The sequence below is a fragment of the Photobacterium sp. GB-72 genome (assembly GCF_003026095.1).
Taxonomy (GTDB): Bacteria; Pseudomonadota; Gammaproteobacteria; order Enterobacterales; family Vibrionaceae; genus Photobacterium.
In genome coordinates this window covers 26227-48001 of sequence record NZ_PYNV01000004.1, presented here as the reverse complement: position 1 = coordinate 48001, position 21775 = coordinate 26227, and the positions used below count along the sequence as shown (strand labels likewise).

General features: G+C 40.8%; 16 protein-coding genes and 1 pseudogene. 8 read left to right on the top strand and 9 right to left on the bottom strand.

Annotation, left to right across the window (positions count from 1 at the left end; all coding sequences use genetic code 11):
* From mshL to csrD, 5 genes are all read right to left on the bottom strand, one after another.
* Window positions 1–1644, bottom strand: coding sequence for a pilus (MSHA type) biogenesis protein MshL (gene mshL, locus C9J40_RS06820; RefSeq protein WP_107246295.1), 1644 nt, complete (start codon window positions 1642–1644; stop codon window positions 1–3).
* A gap of 11 nt (window positions 1645–1655) precedes the next feature.
* The gene (locus C9J40_RS06815) at window positions 1656–1982 is read right to left on the bottom strand and encodes an MSHA biogenesis protein MshK (protein WP_107246294.1); all 327 of its coding nucleotides are present in this window, start codon (window positions 1980–1982) and stop codon (window positions 1656–1658) included.
* On the bottom strand, window positions 1975–2610 hold the full coding sequence (pilO, locus tag C9J40_RS06810) for a type 4a pilus biogenesis protein PilO (protein ID WP_107206502.1): 636 nt from the start codon (window positions 2608–2610) through the stop codon (window positions 1975–1977). The genes C9J40_RS06815 and pilO overlap by 8 nt, the downstream gene beginning before the upstream one ends.
* Window positions 2607–4085, bottom strand: a complete 1479-nt coding sequence (locus C9J40_RS06805) for an MSHA biogenesis protein MshI (protein WP_107206501.1) — start codon at window positions 4083–4085, stop codon at window positions 2607–2609. Before C9J40_RS06805 ends, pilO begins: the two co-directional genes overlap by 4 nt.
* A 169-nt stretch (window positions 4086–4254) precedes the next feature.
* Window positions 4255–6174, bottom strand: coding sequence for an RNase E specificity factor CsrD (csrD, locus tag C9J40_RS06800; RefSeq protein WP_107206500.1), 1920 nt, complete (start codon window positions 6172–6174; stop codon window positions 4255–4257).
* A 239-nt stretch (window positions 6175–6413) separates the two neighbouring features.
* On the opposite strand from csrD, the gene C9J40_RS06795 reads away from it, so the two are divergent.
* From C9J40_RS06795 to C9J40_RS22225, 6 genes and pseudogenes are all read left to right on the top strand, one after another.
* The gene (locus C9J40_RS06795; protein WP_107246292.1) at window positions 6414–7286 is read left to right on the top strand and encodes a LysR family transcriptional regulator; all 873 of its coding nucleotides are present in this window, start codon (window positions 6414–6416) and stop codon (window positions 7284–7286) included.
* 853 nt (window positions 7287–8139) lie between these two features.
* Window positions 8140–8305 (top strand): annotated as a pseudogene (locus C9J40_RS06790) (IS3 family transposase); the annotation flags it as partial.
* Between the two features lie 293 nt (window positions 8306–8598).
* Complete coding sequence (locus tag C9J40_RS06785) at window positions 8599–9804, top strand: cobalamin biosynthesis protein CobQ (RefSeq protein ID WP_107246291.1); 1206 nt, start codon at window positions 8599–8601, stop codon at window positions 9802–9804.
* Entirely contained in the window at window positions 9797–11587 is a 1791-nt protein-coding gene (locus C9J40_RS06780) for a ThiF family adenylyltransferase (protein WP_107246289.1), read from the top strand. Before C9J40_RS06785 ends, C9J40_RS06780 begins: the two co-directional genes overlap by 8 nt.
* A complete protein-coding gene (locus C9J40_RS06775) occupies window positions 11556–12062 on the top strand; it encodes a Mov34/MPN/PAD-1 family protein (RefSeq protein WP_107246288.1) in 507 nt (168 codons plus the stop codon). Before C9J40_RS06780 ends, C9J40_RS06775 begins: the two co-directional genes overlap by 32 nt.
* 241 nt (window positions 12063–12303) lie before the next feature.
* A complete protein-coding gene (locus tag C9J40_RS22225) occupies window positions 12304–12579 on the top strand; it encodes a hypothetical protein (RefSeq protein ID WP_233220304.1) in 276 nt (91 codons plus the stop codon).
* A gap of 838 nt (window positions 12580–13417) precedes the next feature.
* Here C9J40_RS22225 and C9J40_RS06760 read toward each other — a convergent pair.
* The 4 genes from C9J40_RS06760 to C9J40_RS06745 all read right to left on the bottom strand — a co-directional run bounded on the left by C9J40_RS06760 (window position 13418) and on the right by C9J40_RS06745 (window position 19391).
* Window positions 13418–15790 (bottom strand): integrase, encoded by a 2373-nt coding sequence (locus C9J40_RS06760; protein ID WP_107246284.1) that lies wholly within the window; start codon window positions 15788–15790, stop codon window positions 13418–13420.
* Window positions 15783–17336 (bottom strand): site-specific integrase, encoded by a 1554-nt coding sequence (locus C9J40_RS06755; protein ID WP_107246283.1) that lies wholly within the window; start codon window positions 17334–17336, stop codon window positions 15783–15785. Before C9J40_RS06755 ends, C9J40_RS06760 begins: the two co-directional genes overlap by 8 nt.
* 16 nt (window positions 17337–17352) lie before the next feature.
* Complete coding sequence (locus C9J40_RS06750) at window positions 17353–18597, bottom strand: site-specific integrase (protein ID WP_233220305.1); 1245 nt, start codon at window positions 18595–18597, stop codon at window positions 17353–17355.
* Window positions 18598–18836: 239 nt separating this feature from the next.
* Complete coding sequence (locus C9J40_RS06745; protein ID WP_005371054.1) at window positions 18837–19391, bottom strand: single-stranded DNA-binding protein; 555 nt, start codon at window positions 19389–19391, stop codon at window positions 18837–18839.
* 640 nt (window positions 19392–20031) lie between these two features.
* On the opposite strand from C9J40_RS06745, the gene C9J40_RS06740 reads away from it, so the two are divergent.
* The gene (locus C9J40_RS06740; protein ID WP_107246280.1) at window positions 20032–21225 is read left to right on the top strand and encodes an outer membrane beta-barrel protein; all 1194 of its coding nucleotides are present in this window, start codon (window positions 20032–20034) and stop codon (window positions 21223–21225) included.
* Entirely contained in the window at window positions 21222–21761 is a 540-nt protein-coding gene (locus tag C9J40_RS06735) for a polysaccharide biosynthesis/export family protein (RefSeq protein WP_107246278.1), read from the top strand. Before C9J40_RS06740 ends, C9J40_RS06735 begins: the two co-directional genes overlap by 4 nt.
* The last annotated feature ends 14 nt before the right edge of the window (window positions 21762–21775 follow it).

The following is a 21775-nucleotide window of genomic DNA, read 5'->3' as shown; positions in this document are numbered from 1 at the left end:
TTACCCTTCTTCAGGGAACCATTCATTAATCAGTGATCGAGAGCGTTCAATTTCTTGTTTCCAAGTATTGTCAGTCACAACTGTCGGTTTAAGTAAGATCACCAATTCAGTTTTCTTTTTCACTTTATTGATATGACGGAATAAATTACCAATCCCAGGAATATCACCAAGCAGAGGAACCTTCGAGACTTGATCATTAATGCTTGATTTCATTAAACCACCAATCACCACAACATCACCTGTTCGGGCGTGGATGATTGAATCAGATTCGCGAATAGTACTTTTTGCCAACGGTAATACCATAGGTTTTTCAGTACCGACTTCAATCGTTTTCTGTTCATTCTGCACATCAACAACCGCTGGGTGAACATGTAATAAAACGCCACCTTGGTCGTCAATCTGTGGCGTTACGTCTAACGAAATACCAGAGAAAAACGGGGTTAATGAGACATCTGGCGAAACATTATTGTTATCACCTGAGACGTTGCTGCTTGAAACGTCTGTCACAAAGTATTCATCACCACCGACTTTGATCACCGCTTTTTGGTTATTTGCAGCTGTCACTCGCGGGCTAGAAAGTACATTCAAATCCCCTTGAGTTGATAAGAAGCTCATCACCGCACTAAAGTTACCATCTGAAATAGTAACGTTAGTTTGACCACCTAAAAGTTCTGAGATGGCATTACCACCGGGTAGTGCACCAGCAACAATATCTGCTGCATTTTCAACACCATTCACAACAATATTTGTACCACCAATGCTGCGCGTTAAGTTATTCCAATCAATACCTTGTTGGTAACTATCATCAAGTGTCACCTCCATAATTTTCGCCTCAAGCACGACTTGACGCTTTAGACGACGTTGAGACATGCCCAAGAACACTTTAACTTCACGTAATTCATTAGGGAAGGCGCGAACCGAAATAAGACCCGCTTGCGGTGATACCATGACATTTCGACCATCACCAGAGCCAATCATGCCACTCACGACTTTCTCTAACTGTGTCCAAAAATCACTGTCCGAGGTCGTTTCAATCGTTGTGCCGCCCGTTGTGGTATTACCACCACTTGATGATGAGCTACTACTATTATCATCACCTGATGATGAATTATTATCGCCATCACTAATAGAACCGGAGGTAATAGAGGTTAATGACTTACCTTTACGCTGTAATTGTAAATAATCAACGGGGATCACTTCAGTCCGTAGCGTTGCAGGGAAAACCTGAATAATATTCCCTTTACGCGTCGTACTATAACCGTAAATATCAGACACGACATTTAGCACTTCATCGAGAGTGACATCATTTAATTTCATCGTAATACGGCCAGTAACACCAGGATGAATGACGATATTAAATGGCGTGCCTTTTACTAAACTGGTAAAAAATGCATTGGCTTCAACATTTTTAGCATTAACACGAAAACGCTTTTCTAACGAAGAATTAGCAGGGTTAATATTGCTATCAAGTGATGGCATAAGATCAGCATTGACCGCAGACGGTAGCTCCATTAACGGACGGCTACTCGCTTCATTCGCAGCTTCATTTAAGGCCTTCTTCACTTCAACAGGGTTTTGATGCCCCATATTAGTTGAACAGCCCGCTAAGGATGCAATGGTGATCCCTAGAAGAATTCGACGCATAATATTTAACCTTAATTCGTTCGTATATTTTCAGCAAATAACGCCAAATGCCACTTTTTGCCACTACGACTTAAAGTAACACTACTTTCAGAAACATTTGTCAGAGTGTAATCATTGACGCGTTCGCCAAGGCTGACCACTTGACCACTTAAAATCACCGAGCACTGCTGACCATCACAAATAATACTTTGTAACTGTGGCAATCGTGCCTGTGCTTGGTTCGTTTTGGCTTTACTCGCCACCCAACCTAATGGTGCAGTAGGATCTTGAGCAGCATAAGCACCGAAGGCGCATAAACTTAAAAGTAAAGCTGCCATCCATGTCATTTTCTTATCCACCAATAAAGTCCTTACTCTCACCTAAGGTATACACTTCCAGTTCCACCTTTGCCCATGGATACTTATCAACCTGATAGCTCAGGCTTCGCCAGTAATATTTAACCGGTAATGCTTCTAATTTATTTAAGTAATTCACCACATCAAAGTAACGCCCTTTAAACGTTAAGCGAATGGGGTGAACAAAGTACCCCTGTTGATCACCACTCACTAGTTGGGATGACGGTAATGACGTCATTGACTCTAATTTTAATGCCGAGCTATGACGTAGAACTTGCTCTAGCAAGCCAGCCATTTGAACCGGCGTGATCAAACTACCAATTTTTGCTTCTAGCGCTTGTTGTAAGGCTTTATCTTCTTGCTGATATTGTGCCAATTTTTGGTTAATCGCTTTATCCGGATCTTGCTGTAATTTTCTATTCGCAACAATCAATTGATTTTGTGCGGTGATCACATCATTCTTGGTATCCACCAATGCTGTTTTAACCGTCTGTAAGGTCACCATTTGTGGCTCAATAATTAGCATATAGCCAATAAACAAGATGCCAAACCAACCTGTGATAGCAATTAACCATTGCTCACGCACTGACAAAGCAGCAAAACGCTGACTTAGCTCATCCCACTTGATCATTGTTCGCCCCCCTTAATGATGCTTTTACGCTCAGCTTGTAACTGAAAGGTCACGACATTTTTATCATTACGACCCAATGACATCATTTGGAAACGACGTTCAGCTAATGATGGATAAGTTTTAAATGCTCCTACCCAGCGAGGAACAGCATCAGGGTTACGTGCTAACCCACTTAAATCCATTGAAGTGCCTGAGACATAAATCTGTTGAACCGAGATATCGCTACTCGCCGCATCAGCTAACTGCTGTAACAATCCCGCATAGCCAACCTTTAAACTATCATCATGCTCTTCAATGACTTTAAGGGTGGCACGCTTTGCCGCGATTTCTTTTTCAAGCTCATGGGCGTGATTCTCTTTTAAAGGATCTGACAGCAATGCGGCAACTTGTACTCTGGCATGATCAAGTTTTTGTTGTTCAGCACTTAATAAGGATGTTTGTTGCGCTAATTTTTTTTGCTCAATCGTGTTCTGCCATGCATTCCAACCCGCCCACATCGCGAAAATGGCAATAAGTGCCACCCAACTGGCAACGATATTGGTGAGTGTCATCCACTGCTTAGTTGGCAGTAAATTGTCAGAATATAGATTGATTATCGCGTTTTTAGGCCGCTGTAATGCCGCCCAGCCTAAACGCGCAGCATTAGTATCAAGTAAAGGATCAACCTCTTGAATCGCCTCTACATTGATATTTAGACGTTTATTTAATTCTTCTGCTAAAGCTTGATTATCTTCGTTATCACAACTGATGATCAGCTGACTAATTGGATTATTACGTAACTGCGCACTAATGAAATCTAATGAACGTTGTAATTCAAGCGCTAAATTATCCAGCTGAAAACTACCACCATCCAGCGCTTGGCGATCAAATAACGGTAAAGTAAAACCACGTAATTGACGTTGAAAACACAGCATTTGTTCATTAAATGCAGTTAACTGCAGATTACCATCAACATCAGCATGGAGAATAAGTTGACTACGATTAGGATCAGAAAAGCGACTCCATGCAATGTCTTCTGTTGTGATATCCGAGACACGGCAACCACAATCATGACACGCTAAGACAACCTGAGTGATCAGTTGTTTTGATGCGACAAAAACCTGTAAACGATCTTTAGCTGTGGCAGGAAAACCATCAGCGACTAATTCAGACGGCGACTCATTGACTAAATCTTTGACTAAAAAAGGCAGTGCGGTTGACAGTTCATCAATACTCACTTCTGGTTTATCAATCACTAAACTTTGATATAAACCATGCCCTAGTACTAATTTTAAATCGGTACCTGAGAGTTGGTATTGTGTAATTAAGTTGCGTGCAGCATCGCTCCAATCAGAAACATTAGAGACCCCCATACGATCAACAATAAAATGTTCAGTTTTCGCTTGGACAAGGACAACCGTGTCGGTATAGAAAACCAAAGCAGCAGAGGGTTGAAAACTCGCTCGCTGAAAAAGCTTAGAGAATACGTATTTCATAATCGACCAGAAAAAGGCTATACATCCTGTATGATGCTTTTTTATTGATAAGGTTAGCAGCAGTTAATTACCGCCCCAATGATATACGATAAAATTATTGATAAACATCACTTAATTAATACTGTTTAAAAAACATTGAATTTATTAAAATAAAACAAATGGTTATTTTTTATAAAATCACATCTTCTTTGGCAAATAGACGACCTTGACCTGCAGAAACACCCAATTGTTTTAATATTTCCCATTCTTTATCGGTTTCAACACCAACAGCAATAATTTGAACATTTGAGTCATCACAAGCACCTAGCATACTTCTTACAAAAAGCTGGTTCTCTTGTCGTTTATTAATATCTCTCACAAGTCCTCGGTGCAATTTAAGGTAATTAACTTTTACCTCTTTAACGTAGTGTGTACTTACAATCGTACGTCCAGCTTGATCAACAGCTAGTTTACATCCAAGCCCTACTAATTTTTTTAATACCGGACGTAAGGCATCAAGGTTTTTGACTAATTGACTTTCAGATATTTCAAATATCACATGACTCAGTAATGGTCGTGGCAATTGTAATAATTCATTGAATAACCATTTCGTAAAAGATTTATCTAATAATGAATAAGCACTAATATTTATTGAGTAAACTTCTGGTGTTAATTCTCTTTTTAATAACGTGAATATCTGATTAATGACAGCGCGATCAAAACGTTGATTGAATCCAACTTGATTTACAATAGGCATGAAGAATGACGCTTTGATCAATTTTCTATGCTCATCTTGAATACGTGCAAGTATTTCTCGACTGATCACAATGTTATTCTCGGCATTAAAGATAGGCTGCTGATACAACAAAGGACCACCATGGGTTAAAATCCGATCAAACAACGTTCGCCAACGCACACTGCCTCGATCATCTTCATAATGGCTTTCCTTGGTAAAACGATTCCAACTGTTTGAGCCTTGTAATTGCGAGCTACGCAATGCGATATCAGCTTCATCCATAATACGACCTCGCCGCTCCCCACCTTCGAAGTCCGTCACGCCAATATGGCACCAGTTGTCTCGTTCCATTGATAATGGCGGAGACAAACGTTCGAGCGCATTCAATAGTTGATTAATAAAGAGTTTAATTTCTTTCGCTGATTGTTGTGGGATCAAAATTGCAAATTCAGCATCGTAGTAACGCGATAACATGGTGTCAGGGAAGCGCTGAATAAAATTAGACAGAATAATACTGACATCTTGGATAAATTCATCAGCAATTAACTTCCCTTCTTCAGAGACCACGTCATCCCAATCAGCCAAGCGTAACAAGATAACCGAGCCTTGATTATCAGGCTCTTGCAGCATGGACTTTAAGCGACTATCAAATAGGATACGATTCGCAGCACCTGTGAGTTGATCAAGGAAAGTATGGGTACGAATAAAGGTATCAAAGCGGCTACGCCCTTGGCGGGCATCTTTCAGTTCTTTTATTAATTGATCCATGGCTAAACTTGCCGTGCCAGGCCATTCATGATCATCACCCACCGCATAATCATCAACCTTTCCGGCTAAAATCATTCTTCCTCGCGTTTCTAATAATTCAGAGCCACGTAATTGAAGCTTTAACCAACGTACCCCTTGTACTAAACCAAAAATAACAATGCCGATAGCGAGACTAATAAATGACATCGCACCGAGTGAATACGTAGACTCAGCATAAGGTGGAATAGATTCAATTGTCACTTTGTACTGAGGGTTTAGTTGAAGTTGATATTCACTGTCATAGAGAATATTAGGATCAGTAATCGACTCCATACTTTTATAGGCGTACACCACGCCATGTGGACTCGTTACCGTTAACCCCATAACATTACTGGATTTTAAAAGCTTAGGTAGCCAACGAGATAATGATGCGCCACCTTGAGGATCAGCAAGCTCTTGATCAATAACTTGAACAACACCGTTTAAATAATGGGTTAAGTAATCCTGACCAAGCTTACGAAAACTCAATGCACCTCCGATGAAAATAACGAAGATGGCGCAAATAACAATCATTGTAACAAAAGCAACTAACCGATTAGTTAACTTCATCCCTGAGGCTTTTCTCATAACATCCTAACTCTACACACTATTATTCAAATCAATTTACTATTATCAGCTACAACTTATATAGTAGAGCACCATTATGAAGTGTTTTTCATTTTAAGGTTAATATATCCACAATATCATTCCGTCACGCGCTATTTTCATTTAACGCGATACGTTACATTGAGCAAAACACAATGTATCGCATAATGAAACAATCAATCTCATATTATGCGTGAAAGAAACAAGGAAAGGTTATCACCATGGACTGGATCACCTGCACTAAAAGCTTTGTCGCTGTCATTCATCAAGGATCGCTTTCTCAAGCCGCGAAGTATCTTGATATATCAAACTCAGCCTTATCAAAACGTTTGTCTTGGCTTGAACAACAGCTTGGGGTCCCTTTATTAAAACGTACAACCCGCCATTTATCACTTACTGATGCCGGAGATGTTTTTTTTCAGCGAAGTCAGACGTTATTAGAACATTGGCAACAGCTGATCACCGAAACGACGGCAACTAATGAAAAGATGAGTGGCACATTACATGTTGGCGCCCCATTAAGTACGGGAAGTCATTTTTTGATCAATATTATTGCCGCGTTTTGTCAGCGATACCCCAATATCAATATTACGCTTCACACCATCACGCCAGGACAATTACCTGATTTAAATCTCGACATTATTATTTGTAGTGAAATCGATAATTTTAATTCTGCCAGTTATATCGCCACCCCCCTATTTTCAGATAATGCGAGATTTTACGCCTCTCCGTCTTATTTAGAGCAATATGATCCTATTGAGTCACCAGAGCAACTGACACAACATAATTGCTTACTACTAAATCAGCATAATCACGCCCATGAATATGCCTTCGATAATGGGTTAACGCTACGCTTACAAGGTAATTTCACTACCTCAAATCCAGAAATTTTAATCGCAAGTGCCGTCGAACATATGGGGCTAATATTAATCTCACCACAAAACGTACAACGAGAGTTAGCCCATGGTTTACTGATCCCTGTTTTAACGCATTTACAACTGCCCCAACAGACGACATTTGCCTACTACCTAAAGTTGAACTATCAACACACTAAAACGAAATGTTTTATTGATTTTATTAAAAAAAGCGCCTGACTTATCGTTATCAAGATATAAAAAAAGCAGCGTTAAACGCTGCTTCTTAATATTCAATGATTATTTTATACAGGATTTAGAATGGTTGTGATTACCTTGAGTAAAAAACAAACAATAAATAATTGAAAAAAAAGTATTTAAATGAACACATAGAAAAAAAGTAAAGAATTACGTAAAGAATACTCATGAGAAACAATAAAACTTTACAAAAAACATTAAGCATCTTGTATGCTGTAATCCATTCTAATCGTATCAATCAGCACCAATGGAAAAGTTATATCCACACACAAAAAATTATATTTAACCTATTCAGCAACATAAAAAGTTAAATTTTCGTCGATTATTTAATTTTTTGCGTTTTGCTGTGTGTCGATGTCCAGAATCACAATATAGACCTCTGCAATGTTTTAAGGCTGAACCGATTTAGTCACATCAAATCTTCGCTAACGTTGTTAACTAGACGGGATTAATCATGCCCCACAATAAGGCAATCTTAATTATAAGTTGATCTTATACTGCCTATTAGTCTGTGGGAGTTGCTGTTTTATATAGACTATCTTGATTAATGGAAATACCACACTATTCGAAAAATTCAACTGTTAGGATCTGAACATCACCAATCTATATTTGATAATGGTGCGCTCCTTAAAGTAAGTGAGGATTAAAAAATGATTTCTGATTTAAGTTTTTTTAACGCAGCCTTTGCATTCGGTGGCATCGCTGGAACTATCTATGCCTACTACAAATTCAAAGATAAGCTCTAACAAAAGCCCGGCGTATTACAGTCGGGCTTTTCGCTATTTGAACCAATCCAACAGTTTGAATACTTAATTAAGTAAGACATCCACTGACAATAACACCTAAGAAAACTAGAATTACACACTCCCCCTGATTTTAAAGCAGAACCCCTGAAGCTAGCGGATAAAGTAGGTGTAGTTGCGACGGCAATAAAGCTTTCTTTAAATGAATCCCAAATCTACGGATGGCGAATGAACTCGAAGAAAGACTCCAATACTAGTGCAGTGGCATCGTACCTTTGCCCAAATTAGAAGTTCATAAACAATTACAAGTATGGAAAATCACTTAAATTAGCGCCCAGTATTGATGGTGAAGTTCAGTCAATCATATCCTTTGATCAACAAGATAATCCCTTCAGACTAAATTTGTGCTCTATTTGGCCGTAAACATCTAAATTAATTAATAAAAAACGTGAATAAGTTATTATTTTCAAACGTTGTATTTTATTTTTCATTAGCAGTCTGATATGAAAGCGAACTAATGCTTTTACCATCTTTATCTAATGGAGCAAGTTATGCCAGTACCATCAATTGAGGTTTTCCCTGTTGGTAACGGAGATATGACCCTAATCACTACAGCAAATGGAAAAACAATTTTAATTGACTGCTACCGCAAGTCTGGTTCTGATTACGAATATTTAGAGGAAAGACTAAAAGATCGTCTAAACACTGACGACAAAGGCCGCCCTTACGTTGACGTTTTCGTTCTCACACATCCAGACAAAGATCACATAACTGGCTTCAGCACTATGTTTTATAGAGGCAACCCAGATAACTGGAGCGACAACTCAACCAAGATTCGCATTAATGAAATATGGTCCTCCCCTCGTGTCTTCCGCCGCGCTACCGCGGCAGGTTGCGATGGTAACAACACTCTCTGCGACGATGCTGTTAAATTCAACACTGAAGTTAAGCGTCGAGTTAAGCTATACCGTGATGGCGGCTCTATTGGCGACGAAGGCAATCGCGTTATTATTTTGTCTTCTGATGAGGACGGAAAGACCGATGATATTAAACAGATTGTAGCGGAACTTTATACCTCGTTCGGTCACATGTCCGGTATTGACGATCAATCACTGAACGCCTACTTACTCGCGCCCGCTGACAAACAAGAGGTAGCTGAAGACGAAGAAGAGCTAACAAAGAATAACTCCAGCACTATTATCCGATTCGATTTAGACCATGCTTTCTATGATGAAACCCTTAACTGCGATGTCACCCACAAAAAATCGTTCCTCATAGGTGGTGATGCAGAGGTTAAGTGTTGGGAGGTACTTTATGACAAACTTGAAGCTACAGGGCAACTTAATGAGCTTGCTTACGATGTGCTTCTTGCCCCTCACCACTGCTCTTGGCGCTCACTATCTAATGACAGTGAATCAAAGTGCGATGACCCACAATTAAATGCGTCAGCTCACGCGGCTTTGAGCTTCGCGAACGAAAATGCATTGATTCTTTGCAGCAGTAACGAGTTTGGTAATTCTACACCACCTTCCCAGTTAGCTAGAGATGAATACGAAAAAATCCTAACTGGCAACAATGGCGGTCAATTTTTGGCTGTCGCGGAGCAAGGTGAAGACAGTGATGGTAACCCTAACTCACTGTTCATTACGTTTGAGAACAACAAACCCACTAAGACCACAAAGGCTGAAGCGCGTAACTTCTCTAAGGTTGTAAATCCGGCTGCCGTTAAAAAAGGTGGAAAAACCACTTATGCCTAATGAACGCACAGATTCTATTGATGCATTAGGTCAACTCCTTTTCACAGGGTATTCGGCTAAACGAATATCCGAAAGGGATATTAAGGGCTTGGGAATACCCTCAAGCCTGTATGCTGCCATTTGGCGCATCCAAACTGAAATTAAGCATCCAGAGGAAGACAAGGCAATCCAGTTAATCGTGGCGGCCAGAGCCAGTTTCCCATTCAGTGCACCGCATATCTACACACACCCAGCATTGGAAATACTAAAGTATCCGCACGTTGAAGAACGCGGAAAGCTTTGTGTTTGGGGGGATGAGGTATCTTTCGATCCACAAGATATTACTTATGTTGAGCACCTAGTCAAAGACAGTCACTCACTCGTAAAAGATACAATTTCTGGCAGTCTCGATAGCGACTTCAGTGCTGGTTTACTTAGCTATTGGGTTCGCTCGTACACCCCCCCTCTGAAAGAAAAGAAAGCTACCTGCTTATGTAATGTCAAAGACACTAGGACTCGTGAGATCTACGTGGCTTATGAGAGCAGCAAAGGCACTATCTTCGCCGAAACAAAAGAGCAGCTTGATAACTGGCTAAGCAACACCGGAATCAAACCAAACCAAAAGTTTTGTTCAACTACCCTACTTATCAATCTAAGTGAAGCTTGGAAGCCATCCGAGTACCCTACGAATCTCGGAGAAATTCTTTCTATTCTTGAGTATCAGTGTGGCAATCCAGTTATGGCGGCAGAAGCAGTCGCAACAATATTAGGTTCTAGTCGTCGCTACCCTGCGTTCTTAATCCAGACAAACACCCCTAATGGGGCAGTCATTACAGCAATGAGCTGCGTTGGCGGTATAGGAACGAGAGGTCATGCTGGGCAACTCGATCTACACGAATCTACAATAGGAAACGGCTTTAGAGACACCCATATACCCCTACGCTTTCTAGATACTAGATGTATTCAGTTAGGTGTTCGCGGTATGGATGTGGAACGAAGAGACCCGTCATGGGTTCTAGGTAGAGACTCTAACCCCCTCTTATCCACAACTAGTGGAACTACCATTGGTATTATTGGACTTGGCTCTATAGGCTCTAGTTTACTCCCGTTACTCGTAAAGGCAGGCTTCCGTAAGTTCGTGCTGTGTGACGGTGAGTCACTAGAGGCTGCGAATGTAGGTCGACACCTTCTTGGCATGACCTACGTCGGCGTTAATAAAGCAGAGGCATGCAAGCACTATATAGAAAGAAACTACCCTTGGGCAGAAGTCCTACATGCAGGGACACAAGAGTGGTTCGAAAACGGCAAAACTGTAGACATCCTAACCTCAGAGTGCGACTTAATCGTTAGTGCTACTGCGGAATGGGCCTCAGACAAAGCCATACAAGACCTCATAGAGAGAGGGAGACTTACTTGTAGCGTTGCTTTCTGCTTTACCGAGGCGCACGCAGTAGCTACTCATTGCTACATCAACAACAGTGGTAGCTTCAACTATGGCTCTTTGTTTGATAACACCGGAGACCTACTTTTAAGCTGCGCTAAGTTCAATCACCGAACCACTAAGGATACTCACTTCTGTGGCGGCGTATTTCAGCCGTATGGCGGTGTAGAGCTTAGTTTCGGCCATAGTATGATAGTAGATGCCATTACCGAGCTAGCGTGCAATGGCTCTCAAGCAGACAGCTACCGAGTATGGGTAGGTAGTCGCATGCTTTTAGATTCTGTTGGTGGTAAATGGAATGACGATTGGGAACAGAAACACGGAATGATAGATGACGGTTCAAAAATTCTTAAAGTCTTCTAATAAAATGACACAAGTTCAATTCACCTCTCAATCACTAGATGGGCTATCGGTGTATTTTTCGGAAAAAGCCGTTAAGCAATTGCATCATTACAAACAAACCGGAAACAAAAATGAGGCTGGTGGTTTTCTGTTCGGAGAAATTCGCTCAGGAGTAGTTACTATCCAATCAGTATCTACGCCCAGCATAGCAGATAAGAGGTCACGCTTTGGTTTCTCATGGAACAAACGTGAAGCAAATAAAACCATACAAGAGAACTTCAATAATGGGCTGCATTACCTCGGCGACTGGCACACTCACCCCTGTAGCCTACCTACCCCTTCTTTGGACGACACTCAGGCTATTAGAAGCACTTTCTTGGACTCTCAGCATCAGCTTAACTATTTCATCATGCTAATCCTTGGAACAAAAGGGATCGAGCAAAGTTATGTCGCCCTAACTGACGGCAAAAAGGAATATCAATTCAATGCCAAATGAAGAACAACAAGCAACACCTTTGGAAAAACCTTCAAAGGCTAAGATATATACACTGAGAGATTTATGGAGTGCTATAGGTGTAGGTGTCTACCTAATTTCCTTGTTAGCTGTGTCCATATGGGTTTGGTATTTAGCTAACATAGATACAACCCCTGAATGGGTTGTTTCAATTAATCCGATTATAGAGTGTGTGCTAGTTGCAATCAGTGGCGGTGTCTTATATTGCCTTAGAGCGGTGTACTTGAATTATAGTCAAAGAAAACAATGGGATTCAGCTTGGTTAGTTTGGTATTTATTCCGACCTATTACTTCTGGCCTAATGGGTTACGTCACTTACCTTGTTATCACGACGGGTCTTGTCGCTGTTGGTTCGACATCAGCAGAACATCCTGAGACGTTGCTATATGCTCTATCGTTCTTTTCTGGTCTAAATGTAGATGGATTTTTAAAGAAGTTTGAAGGACAAGTTTCTAGTTCGATGAAGGTTAAGGGAAGTCGACAAACGCAAGGTTCGTAAACTGTGGCAGCAGTGCAAAAATATGCTCGATCAAATACGTCGAAGTAGGAAATCAGCACACGTCTCATTTCGCTGATAACTGCTGCCATCTCCAAGACGAGGTGAGGAAAGGCAACATATACCTCTTGAGTGTAGATATACTCCATGATGATGCGATAAAACTAGTCGTCAGCTATCTTCAATACAGTGAGATTGAACAAGACAGGCGCAACGGAATTGGACGAATTCTTTAAGGGTTTCAAAAAACGTCAACAGCAGATAGAAAGAGTCATGTGTACGCAAGTTTATACATGGCGCAACAGACTCATTTATCATGAGTCCACACGGTTGGACTGTACTCGTTTTTGCAATGAGTCCAAACGGTTGGACTGTGCTCGTTTTTGCAATGAGTTCATACGCGTGGACTGGTGACATCACTTACTACTTTTTGAGGGTAATGGTTCGCTTAGTTGCTCAATCGTAATGCCGTGCTGAGTTGCATTGTGCAGCCAAGTCTGGAATTGCTCTAAGAGCCGACGATTCTCAGTCTCAAGTCGCTTGATCCTTCGCTCCTTTTTTTCCAACTGGTCAGCAGCCGCCTTCAAACTAGATGGTAAGAGTCTATTGCGAGCAGCAGTAGCTTTTGGAGAGTTACCAGAAACAAGACTCTTAACTTCAGTATATGCTATCTTAATACGAGGCTGTTTCTGCAATGTTTGCCTAGTGGTAGTGAGCTTGTAATCATGCGCCACAGCCTCTACCAATCTATCCCATGTTAGTTTGGAGTCTGTTGGCCAATCATCCAGAAGCTCACAAACGTTGCTAATATCTGTGTCTGTTAAGTGTTTAGCCACAACAATCAATCCTCAAAAAAATCCATCGTATTCATTTCATCTAAAGCATCAAATAGTTCGTCATCAAATGATTCTGGAATACTCTCAATACCAATCATTTCATCAACCGTAACCCTCTTGGTCTTTTGAGTGGCTTTGATTCGTTGGTAGTTCTCAATCTTAGGTAAGCGCTTTTTACCATTGGCATCCATTGCTCGATCTAGCTGAGTGACATCTTCTACGTTCAGCAGCCTAATAAGAGAACCATCCTCAATGTTTGGGTCTTCCATCATCGCAAGCAGTTGTTCACAGCGTTCTGTAGTTAGTTTCCTGCGTTCATAGAACTGTACAGCCCCCTGAACACCATCATCAACCGCCTTTTTGTCCATTTTGAGCAGCCTTTTTTCGTCTTTCAAACGTTTGCGGATACGCTCGCATTTGCCATCATCACCCTTCTCACAAACCTGTTTATCGCAGTTAATGCAGTCTCTGTACTTCGTACAAGGTTCTGCCATATAGGACGTCACACACATACCAAATTCGTTCGTATGCGCTGTCAGTGCTGCTTTAGTGTTCAGCTCTTGAAGCGTTCGTGGTGTCGCAACCTGCAACTGAAATTGAGTAACCCCGGTGGTAGGGTTTTCCATCAAGCCTTGGGAAGCAACCTCTTCTTCTCGGCCTTCAATAAAGTCAGCACCATACTCCTCAGGAGTTGTATGGTCGTAATAACAGTTGTGTCTAGGGTCACTACGCATCGCCCAATTCGCCCGTAGCTTGCCATCCATACCATTCACTGCCGCCATGGTGTCCAACATATGACGGATTTGGTGTGAGGTTATACTCAAGTCTCCTTGTCCCCAACGCTGAAAAACCGAGAATGCACCTGTTCGTAGTTCACCTGTTTTTTTGTTCTTTTTTCTTGTAGGTGCAAGGTCTTCATTTAACGTATTAATAGTCGGGATGTGCAACTCAGTGGAAATGCTTGACTTAATAGTATCCAAGTCATTAGCGAATCCAGCATATAACGCTTCAGACCACTTAACCTTTACACGCCCATTACCATTATTAAATGAAATATATGGAAAACCTTCTGGCAGATCTTTTCGGACTATTAAATTCAAATCTCGAAGCGTAACTCGATAATTTTCTCGCAAGATGCCCTTGCGCTTTAAGAGTTGGTTTCTAGCTGTGTGCCATTTCTTACGATTATTTGCATCAGAAAGGACACCATAACTCGGTAAATCAAGCCCCAGTGCCATTGCTGCCTCATCCATCGTCAGGAGCTGATCTTCTGGGACATCAGGGCAAAGTTCATGTCGAGGGAAGTCCGAAGTATCTTCAAGCATCTTCGCAAACGTTCGAGCAGGCTCTGACAGCACTCGCAAACGTTCAATAGCCATATCAACAACGGCATACATACACGTTGGTATCCATTTGTGAGCATGCCCAAACTCCTTACCTGAATACCATTTGATTCCCTTAAGTTGGATTGTTGCATTAAGGTCTAGATATTCACTATCACTCTCCTGAGAGTCCTCGGTTAGATTGCCTAAATCGTCAAATACAACACCACGAGCAGCCCCTAAAACAATATTATTCTCTTCTTGGTATTTAAGGATTGCCTTCACGTCATCTTTCGTGAAACCATCCATTTTAAGCACTTCCCAAACTTTCAACTTTTTATGATAAAAAGGGTTGGCAAGCAAATATAGCGGCTCAGAACCACGATTAGGGGCTGACATCAACAAGCTCATTGTCGATACAGTGAAGATATCTCGTGGACTCAAGTCTTCTGTTTTTTGTGCATTGACGAAGGCAAGTGCCATCAAAGCATTATCGTCAGGCATTTTGTCTTGCCTTTTTTTGTCAGCATCGTCCCCTGTTGCATTTTCAGTAGGCTTTCTGATTCCGCTCTTCCAAGTAAATGACTTGAGTAACTTATACTCTACCAAAAACTTGAGAAGATTGTTTAAACCACGCCCAGCTTGATAAGCAGCACCTGCACTTAACGATTCCTTCACTACGGTTTGAGCTTCATTGAAGTCCTTTCCCGTAAGTTTGGTTGTTTCAAAATCTTCACCCTTGTGTAACCGCTGCCAAGCAGTATTGATTGCGCGTAAAGCTTGGAACTTAACGTTAATGCCTGCTTTAGTCCCACCACCATAGGTAACGTAAGCCTTTGCAAAAGGAATTAAAGATTGATCTAGTAAATCTTCTGGCTTTCTACTTTGGTTCGAAGCTCCAAAAATGGTGAAGTTACCTACTTTATTCCAGTAATGTTCTTCATAGATATAATTATCGTTAAGTGGTGCAATTTGACGTCCGAACTCAATGAAATCAGCTTGGTTCTTTGTATGCTCAAGTTCATGCTTAGGCTTAAAAATCAATACATCAGCCATTGTTATACTCCCTACATAGCTGGATCACTTGGCATACCGCAAGGATGGCACGGTCATTAATTGAGACGATTTGCATGTCACCATTCGTGTCTACTTTTAATCGTTCCCTCTCTTCGACTAGCCATTCAAGAATGAGGTGGTGTGGGGCATGTGCCCATGGGCGGAACTTAGGGCAAAGGTAACATGCAATAGGGGCATAATCTTGGCAGAAACAACTTGTACCACAGGAACCGACATCACAATCTTTTTCACGGCAAGGAATACGTGCCGCCCCTGCATTTTCAGCATTGGCTTCGGCTTCATCTTCAACCAACTTACCAGCGAATGCAGAAGCATACCGAGCCAACGGTTGGTTCATGATTTTTGAAATATAAACCGCATGCTCTGGCGTATTGGCAGTATAAACGTGAACATTCTGTGTATCAGCATGGTCAAGCAGGTTAGCAATGGTAAGCGTACCAGCACCTTCCCTTGCAGCCCTAGTCCCCAAAGTATAACGAAATCGGTAACTCGTTGACTTTAATGGTTCACCAGTTCGCTCACTGATAATCCCCAATTTTTTGATAGCACCACTTAGCTTGCGTGTAAGGTTACTCGTCTTGATATGAGGTAGCTCAGATTTCAAATAATCTATCAAGGAGTCAGCGCCAATTGATTGAATTTCCTCAATAACGTCAACGTCGATAAATAAAGGTAGCTCACCTTTCTCTTCAGTCGTCATCTTACGACCAAGGGCATATTCCACTCTAACTGTCTGCTCTTTGATATGCTGCTCAACGACTTGTGCGACAGAGTTAACCAAAGCATATGGCTTAAGGATGCAACGAAACTTCCCGCCACGAACCTTTGCCTTAGGAATAAGCACCACATACATTGGGCTACCCGTGTACTTAGCAGAATATGAGAAGTCTTTACATTTTATTGAGGCAATTTGAACTGGTCGACGACCTGAAGCTTTAAACATGGAAAGGCAAGCATACTCATCATCATGAAGTTTTCCTTCAGCATAACGATGGGCAGCATGTAGACCAATCGCTTCAAACTCTAAATCACTGAACGGGCCAGTCTCAGGATCAAGAGTAAGTACAGCAACCCCTTTATCATTACCACCTAATTTCCATTGATCTGTCAGCTTAAATACTGCGTCATCAATATGCTTGTCTAACCCTAAGAATCGCATCTGGCGTATCATTCCTCTTACAATTGATACCTTATACCAATCCTTCTTAGGTAGCTTATTTTTAAACGATGCAAAACCCTGTTCAGTTAAGTCATTTTGACCTGTGATTGTTTGGTAAAGTTTAAGGTGTACCGCTATATTTTGCGTGTGTTTAGCAGATGATGTCTCAGCGTAGAACACTAACGTTTCCCGAATATCCTCTTGTAACGGCAGCACAAAAGAATCTAAGAAATCCACCAATACTGTGACATTCCGATTGAGAGTCCATCGGTCGGAAAGGTAATCAAACTCAAAGCCATTAAATGAAATACATGTTGTTACCTTGCTATCGGTAGCAAGATCAAAATTCACAAAATCGTGATTCAAATTATTATTCCTTTACTTAGAAATCTTCGTCATATTGCCCGACGATTGAGTTTATTGCGGTTGAGCCTTCTTCTTGGAGTTCTAGCGCCATACCCATAGCACGTTTATCATCATGCCGCTTAGCGTAACGCTTTGCGCTTTTTGAGTTTTCCGACCACCCCATCAACTTTCGCCTATCGGCTTCTGATTTAGCTTCCGTTGTTTTCCCTTCTGCAATGAGTCTATCCGCAAGCTTACTGTATCTATCGTTCCATGTGTGGCGGGCTGCGTGTGGGTGAACCCTAAAGCCAACAACCTCAGAAATCTCTCGAAAAATCTTATTCACCTGAGCTAGAGATAATGCAGCATTGGTATGTGTCTTGTGGTTGTGGGTAACGAACAAATACTCGATATGTTCAGAACCAGTGGCATTAGAACGATGATAGATAAGGTAATTTTCATACATAGCAACCAAGCGCTTGTCCATCGGTATGTATCGCCCTAGGGTCTTTGCTTCAGGTCTATCTGAGCGTGTATCGCTGTAGTCAGTTTTAGAGCGAAGCTCCACGAAATAACGACCATCTACTGAGCGTTGCTTAATGTCTGATGAATGATTATCCGTTTTTACTCTAATCTTGAGCAGTTCACCTCGGCGACAACCAATGGCAAATAACATGTTTACTATAAGTTGGTTTCGGTAACGGAGAGATTCCGACTTCCAAGGGTTTTCAGGAGAATCAGGGCGAACAACATCAAAAACTCGCATTTCCTCCACAGGCTCAAGTGATTTCCAATCCCCCCAGTCAAGAGCTTCATCACTGGTGGCAAACTTGTTCCCCCTGATTTTTTTCAACTCAAACTCAGCCATAGAATCCTTGTAGGGGAATAGTTCTTCTTCTAGCCAACCAATAAATTGCGCATACACCGTTAATCGAGTGTAAGTCGTTTGTGGTGAGATATCGCCATCTGGATTGGCAACTATATTTGCTCTAGCCGTTTCGACTTTCTTTTTCTTGATACTCACTACATTTGAGGATTTATGTCTGGCAACCATTTCACGGAATGATTCGACTTGGAACGTTGAGTGCTTTTTGATGTTCTCAAAATCTTTCTTGGTTAGAAAGTTACCTGTCTTGCATCGTTCAATGAGATCAATCTTTTCAAACTGACAAATTTCCTCTAGAAATCGAAGATGCTCAAAAACACGATAGCAGGTGTTACTTGCCTTAGATTGATTTCTGTAATGTAGGGTGACAAACAGATTGTGGTATGGCAACGGCATACCATCCTCACCTAAAAGAATGGAGTAGTTTTCTCCACTCTCCATTTTAAATTTCTTTATTTTCATTTCGTCCCTAAACTCACAAAATTTTACAGAAATACAAGGTAACCCAAAAGTAATAAGGATAGCATAAAAAAAGTTTACAGAAGTTACAACACTATCTGTAAACTTTTTATTTAAACTACTGTTATAAATAACTTAATAGTTAATACTTAACAAAAACCAGCCTCTGGTAACCGTCAGAACGGGATATCGTCGTCAAAATCCATTGGTGGCTCATTGTACTGCTGCTGAGGCTGTTGAGGAGCCTGCTGCTGTGGTGCTGATTGCTGCTGCGGCGCATAGTTCTGCTGAGGAGCAGGTGCTGAAGCCGGCTGCTGAGGCTGACCCCAATTATTGTTTTGCTGTTGGCCACCCATTTGCGCTTGGCCGCCTTGGTTTTGACGACCACCAAGCATTTGCATAGTACCGTTAAAGCCTTGAACAACCACTTCTGTTGTGTACTGATCTTGACCTTGCTGGTTCTGCCATTTACGCGTCTGTAATTGGCCTTCAATGTACACTTGTGAACCTTTACGTAAGTATTCACCAGCAACTTCTGCTAACTTACCGTATAAAGCAACGCGGTGCCATTCGGTTTTTTCACGCTGCTCGCCAGTATTTTTATCACGCCATGATTCTGATGTCGCAATAGTAATATTTGCTACTGCACCGCCATTTGGCATGTAACGAACTTCAGGATCATTTCCTAAGTTACCGACTAAGATAACCTTATTTACGCCACGACTGGCCATAGTTCACTCCAAATCTGATAGCGTACTATTGGTTTCTAATAGCCGCTTATTGAAAGTTTATACTCAATCGCGCAGTTTATCACGCTAGTAGAATTTTTACATAGTCCAAGTACAACGCAATAAAAACGGCAATCACAATTTCAGCGGATATCAGCTAAATATCTTTACCTCAACTGGCGCAAAATGTTGTGCCATGCAAATATGTCAATTTTCTGACACTTTCACAAATTATCGCGTTATCCTATATCGAGATAAAACAATAGTAGTACAAATCAAGGATAGCTAAATCATCACTCATTGTGATATCAGGACAAACTACCACTATTGAAAATTATAAAATTGTAACCCTATGATTTTGCAGCTACCATTGACTTACTTTTAACGCCATAACTTAGATGTAACAAACACCAAGTAAAGTGTCAGAAATAGTTAATGTGATACCTTTTTCTGACGTTTTAAAGCTAATTTCAAAGAAAAGACAACAAAATGTCACTCTAGCGTTAACACCACAAGCACTTTGGGAGCTTTAACCTAAGGGCGGTAGCGTAAAAAAAATAATCGAAACCTATCATATAACACACGCCTCAGAGTCGTAGGCTTATTCATTTTTAGTATCTAATTTAGAGAACACAAAAAAGACATGCGTTTAAAAATAGTACTTCTATTATTATCAAGCTGTATGACTTTTTCTGTATGGGCTAACCCTTTACATGTAAAAGTAAGTCCTTTTATCTTCAGTAAATATTTAATTAACGATAATATTACCCAAGTAGCCAAAAATCCTATTTCGTCTCCTGTTATAGAGCTAACGCCCGGATTTATTATTAATGGTGAAAAAAGTACCAATACTTATGATCTTACCTACTATGCTAAGAAAGCAACGTTCTTAAACAGTGAACAAGATAATTTTATTGATCAAAACTTAGAATTAGATATTGAGCAGCATTTTACAATGCGTAATAAAATAAAGTTCAAATATCAATATATACAATCACATGACGGCCGTTCCGACATTCGCGATGATCTTCTTCCCTATGTAACTGAACCGGTTAAATACGATGCGCAGCACGGCATGCTTGATTACATATATGGGGCACAATGGGCACGAGGGCGATTAGAGTTTGGTGCTGGTTTTAACACTAAGCGTTTTAAGAACTACCGATACTTACCGGCTCCTGGTGATTTATCTTCGACTCGTTTTGATGACTTCAATGATCTATTACTGGAAGGTCAATTTACTTACCGCCCTTCCGATGTGAGTGCGTTTTTTATCCGAATAGAAAATCAAGATCGTACTTATCTCTATAATCGATTTGAAGGCAGCACTCTTGATAACAATACGAGCTATTTCTTTTTGGGATCAAAATTAGGCATCAATAAAGATACCAATGGTTCACTGATGCTTGGCTGGCAAAATAAAAGCTTTGCTCAAGCCGATCGTCCAACGTTTAGTGGCTTAACATGGCGAGGTGATTTCGCTTGGTCACCAGTAAAACGTTCAACATTTCGATTAGAGACAAAACGAGAAATTCTCGACCCTGATGCCAAAAACGATTATCGCAAAGAAACGTATTACGATTTTTCATGGAAACACTTTTGGCTTAACCGACTGTACAGCGAAGTTAAGGCAAACTATTTAACCGACGAATATACCAGTGGTCTTCGAACCGATAAAACCACAGGCTATGAAACCTCTATCGGGTATGTCTTTAGAAATTATTTAACCTTTGTTACTGGATGGACAAAAGAAAGTAATCGCTCGACCGTCCCTATCAATGATTACGACCAAAATATTGTCTACTTTTCTGCTAATTTTAAATTGGATTCGCTATGAAAAATAAATTAAAAGCGTACTTATGCTTATTTTTATTTGCCTTTGTTCCCCATGTTTATGCGGCACAAATTGATACAACACATTACCAACTGTCCCCCGGTGATAAGATCCAAATAAAAGTCTATGGCGAAGACAATTTATCGTTTGATGAAATCCTGATTCCTGACAGTGGCCAAATTAATTACCCTTACCTTGGCGCTATCACATTAAAAGGTCGTACCTTATCGCAAGTTAAAAATGAAATCACACAAGGATTAAAAGGTGACTACCTTCTTAATCCTCAAGTGATGGTAAATCTGCTGAACTTCAAACAAATTTACGTGGGAGGTGAAGTAAGAAGACCTGGTGGTTACGAGTATCAACCGAATCTGAGTGTAGAAAAAGCCGTTGCACTTGCTGGCGGTTTTACCGATCGCGCTGACACGGATGACATCACCATTAAAGATGCTGACAACAAATTAAAAACTGACGATGCCAGTGTCAATATGGAAATTCAACCTGGCGATATCATTGTCGTTGGACAAAGCTTTTTCTAATTTTTATAGAGTTA

Excerpts from the sequence above, each read along its gene's own strand:
- C9J40_RS06740 (WP_107246280.1), top strand. The coding sequence starts at position 20,032 with ATGCGTTTAAAAATAGTACTTCTATTATTATCAAGCTGTATGACTTTT.
- C9J40_RS06795 (WP_107246292.1), top strand. The coding sequence starts at position 6,414 with ATGGACTGGATCACCTGCACTAAAAGCTTTGTCGCTGTCATTCATCAA.
- C9J40_RS06750 (WP_233220305.1), bottom strand. The coding sequence starts at position 18,597 with ATGCCGTTGCCATACCACAATCTGTTTGTCACCCTACATTACAGAAAT.
- mshL (WP_107246295.1), bottom strand. The coding sequence starts at position 1,644 with ATGCGTCGAATTCTTCTAGGGATCACCATTGCATCCTTAGCGGGCTGT.
- C9J40_RS06805 (WP_107206501.1), bottom strand. The coding sequence starts at position 4,085 with ATGAAATACGTATTCTCTAAGCTTTTTCAGCGAGCGAGTTTTCAACCC.
- csrD (WP_107206500.1), bottom strand. The coding sequence starts at position 6,174 with ATGAGAAAAGCCTCAGGGATGAAGTTAACTAATCGGTTAGTTGCTTTT.
- C9J40_RS06760 (WP_107246284.1), bottom strand. The coding sequence starts at position 15,790 with ATGGCTGATGTATTGATTTTTAAGCCTAAGCATGAACTTGAGCATACA.
- C9J40_RS06785 (WP_107246291.1), top strand. The coding sequence starts at position 8,599 with ATGCCAGTACCATCAATTGAGGTTTTCCCTGTTGGTAACGGAGATATG.
- pilO (WP_107206502.1), bottom strand. The coding sequence starts at position 2,610 with ATGATCAAGTGGGATGAGCTAAGTCAGCGTTTTGCTGCTTTGTCAGTG.
- C9J40_RS06745 (WP_005371054.1), bottom strand. The coding sequence starts at position 19,391 with ATGGCCAGTCGTGGCGTAAATAAGGTTATCTTAGTCGGTAACTTAGGA.
- C9J40_RS06775 (WP_107246288.1), top strand. The coding sequence starts at position 11,556 with ATGACGGTTCAAAAATTCTTAAAGTCTTCTAATAAAATGACACAAGTT.
- C9J40_RS06780 (WP_107246289.1), top strand. The coding sequence starts at position 9,797 with ATGCCTAATGAACGCACAGATTCTATTGATGCATTAGGTCAACTCCTT.
- C9J40_RS06735 (WP_107246278.1), top strand. The coding sequence starts at position 21,222 with ATGAAAAATAAATTAAAAGCGTACTTATGCTTATTTTTATTTGCCTTT.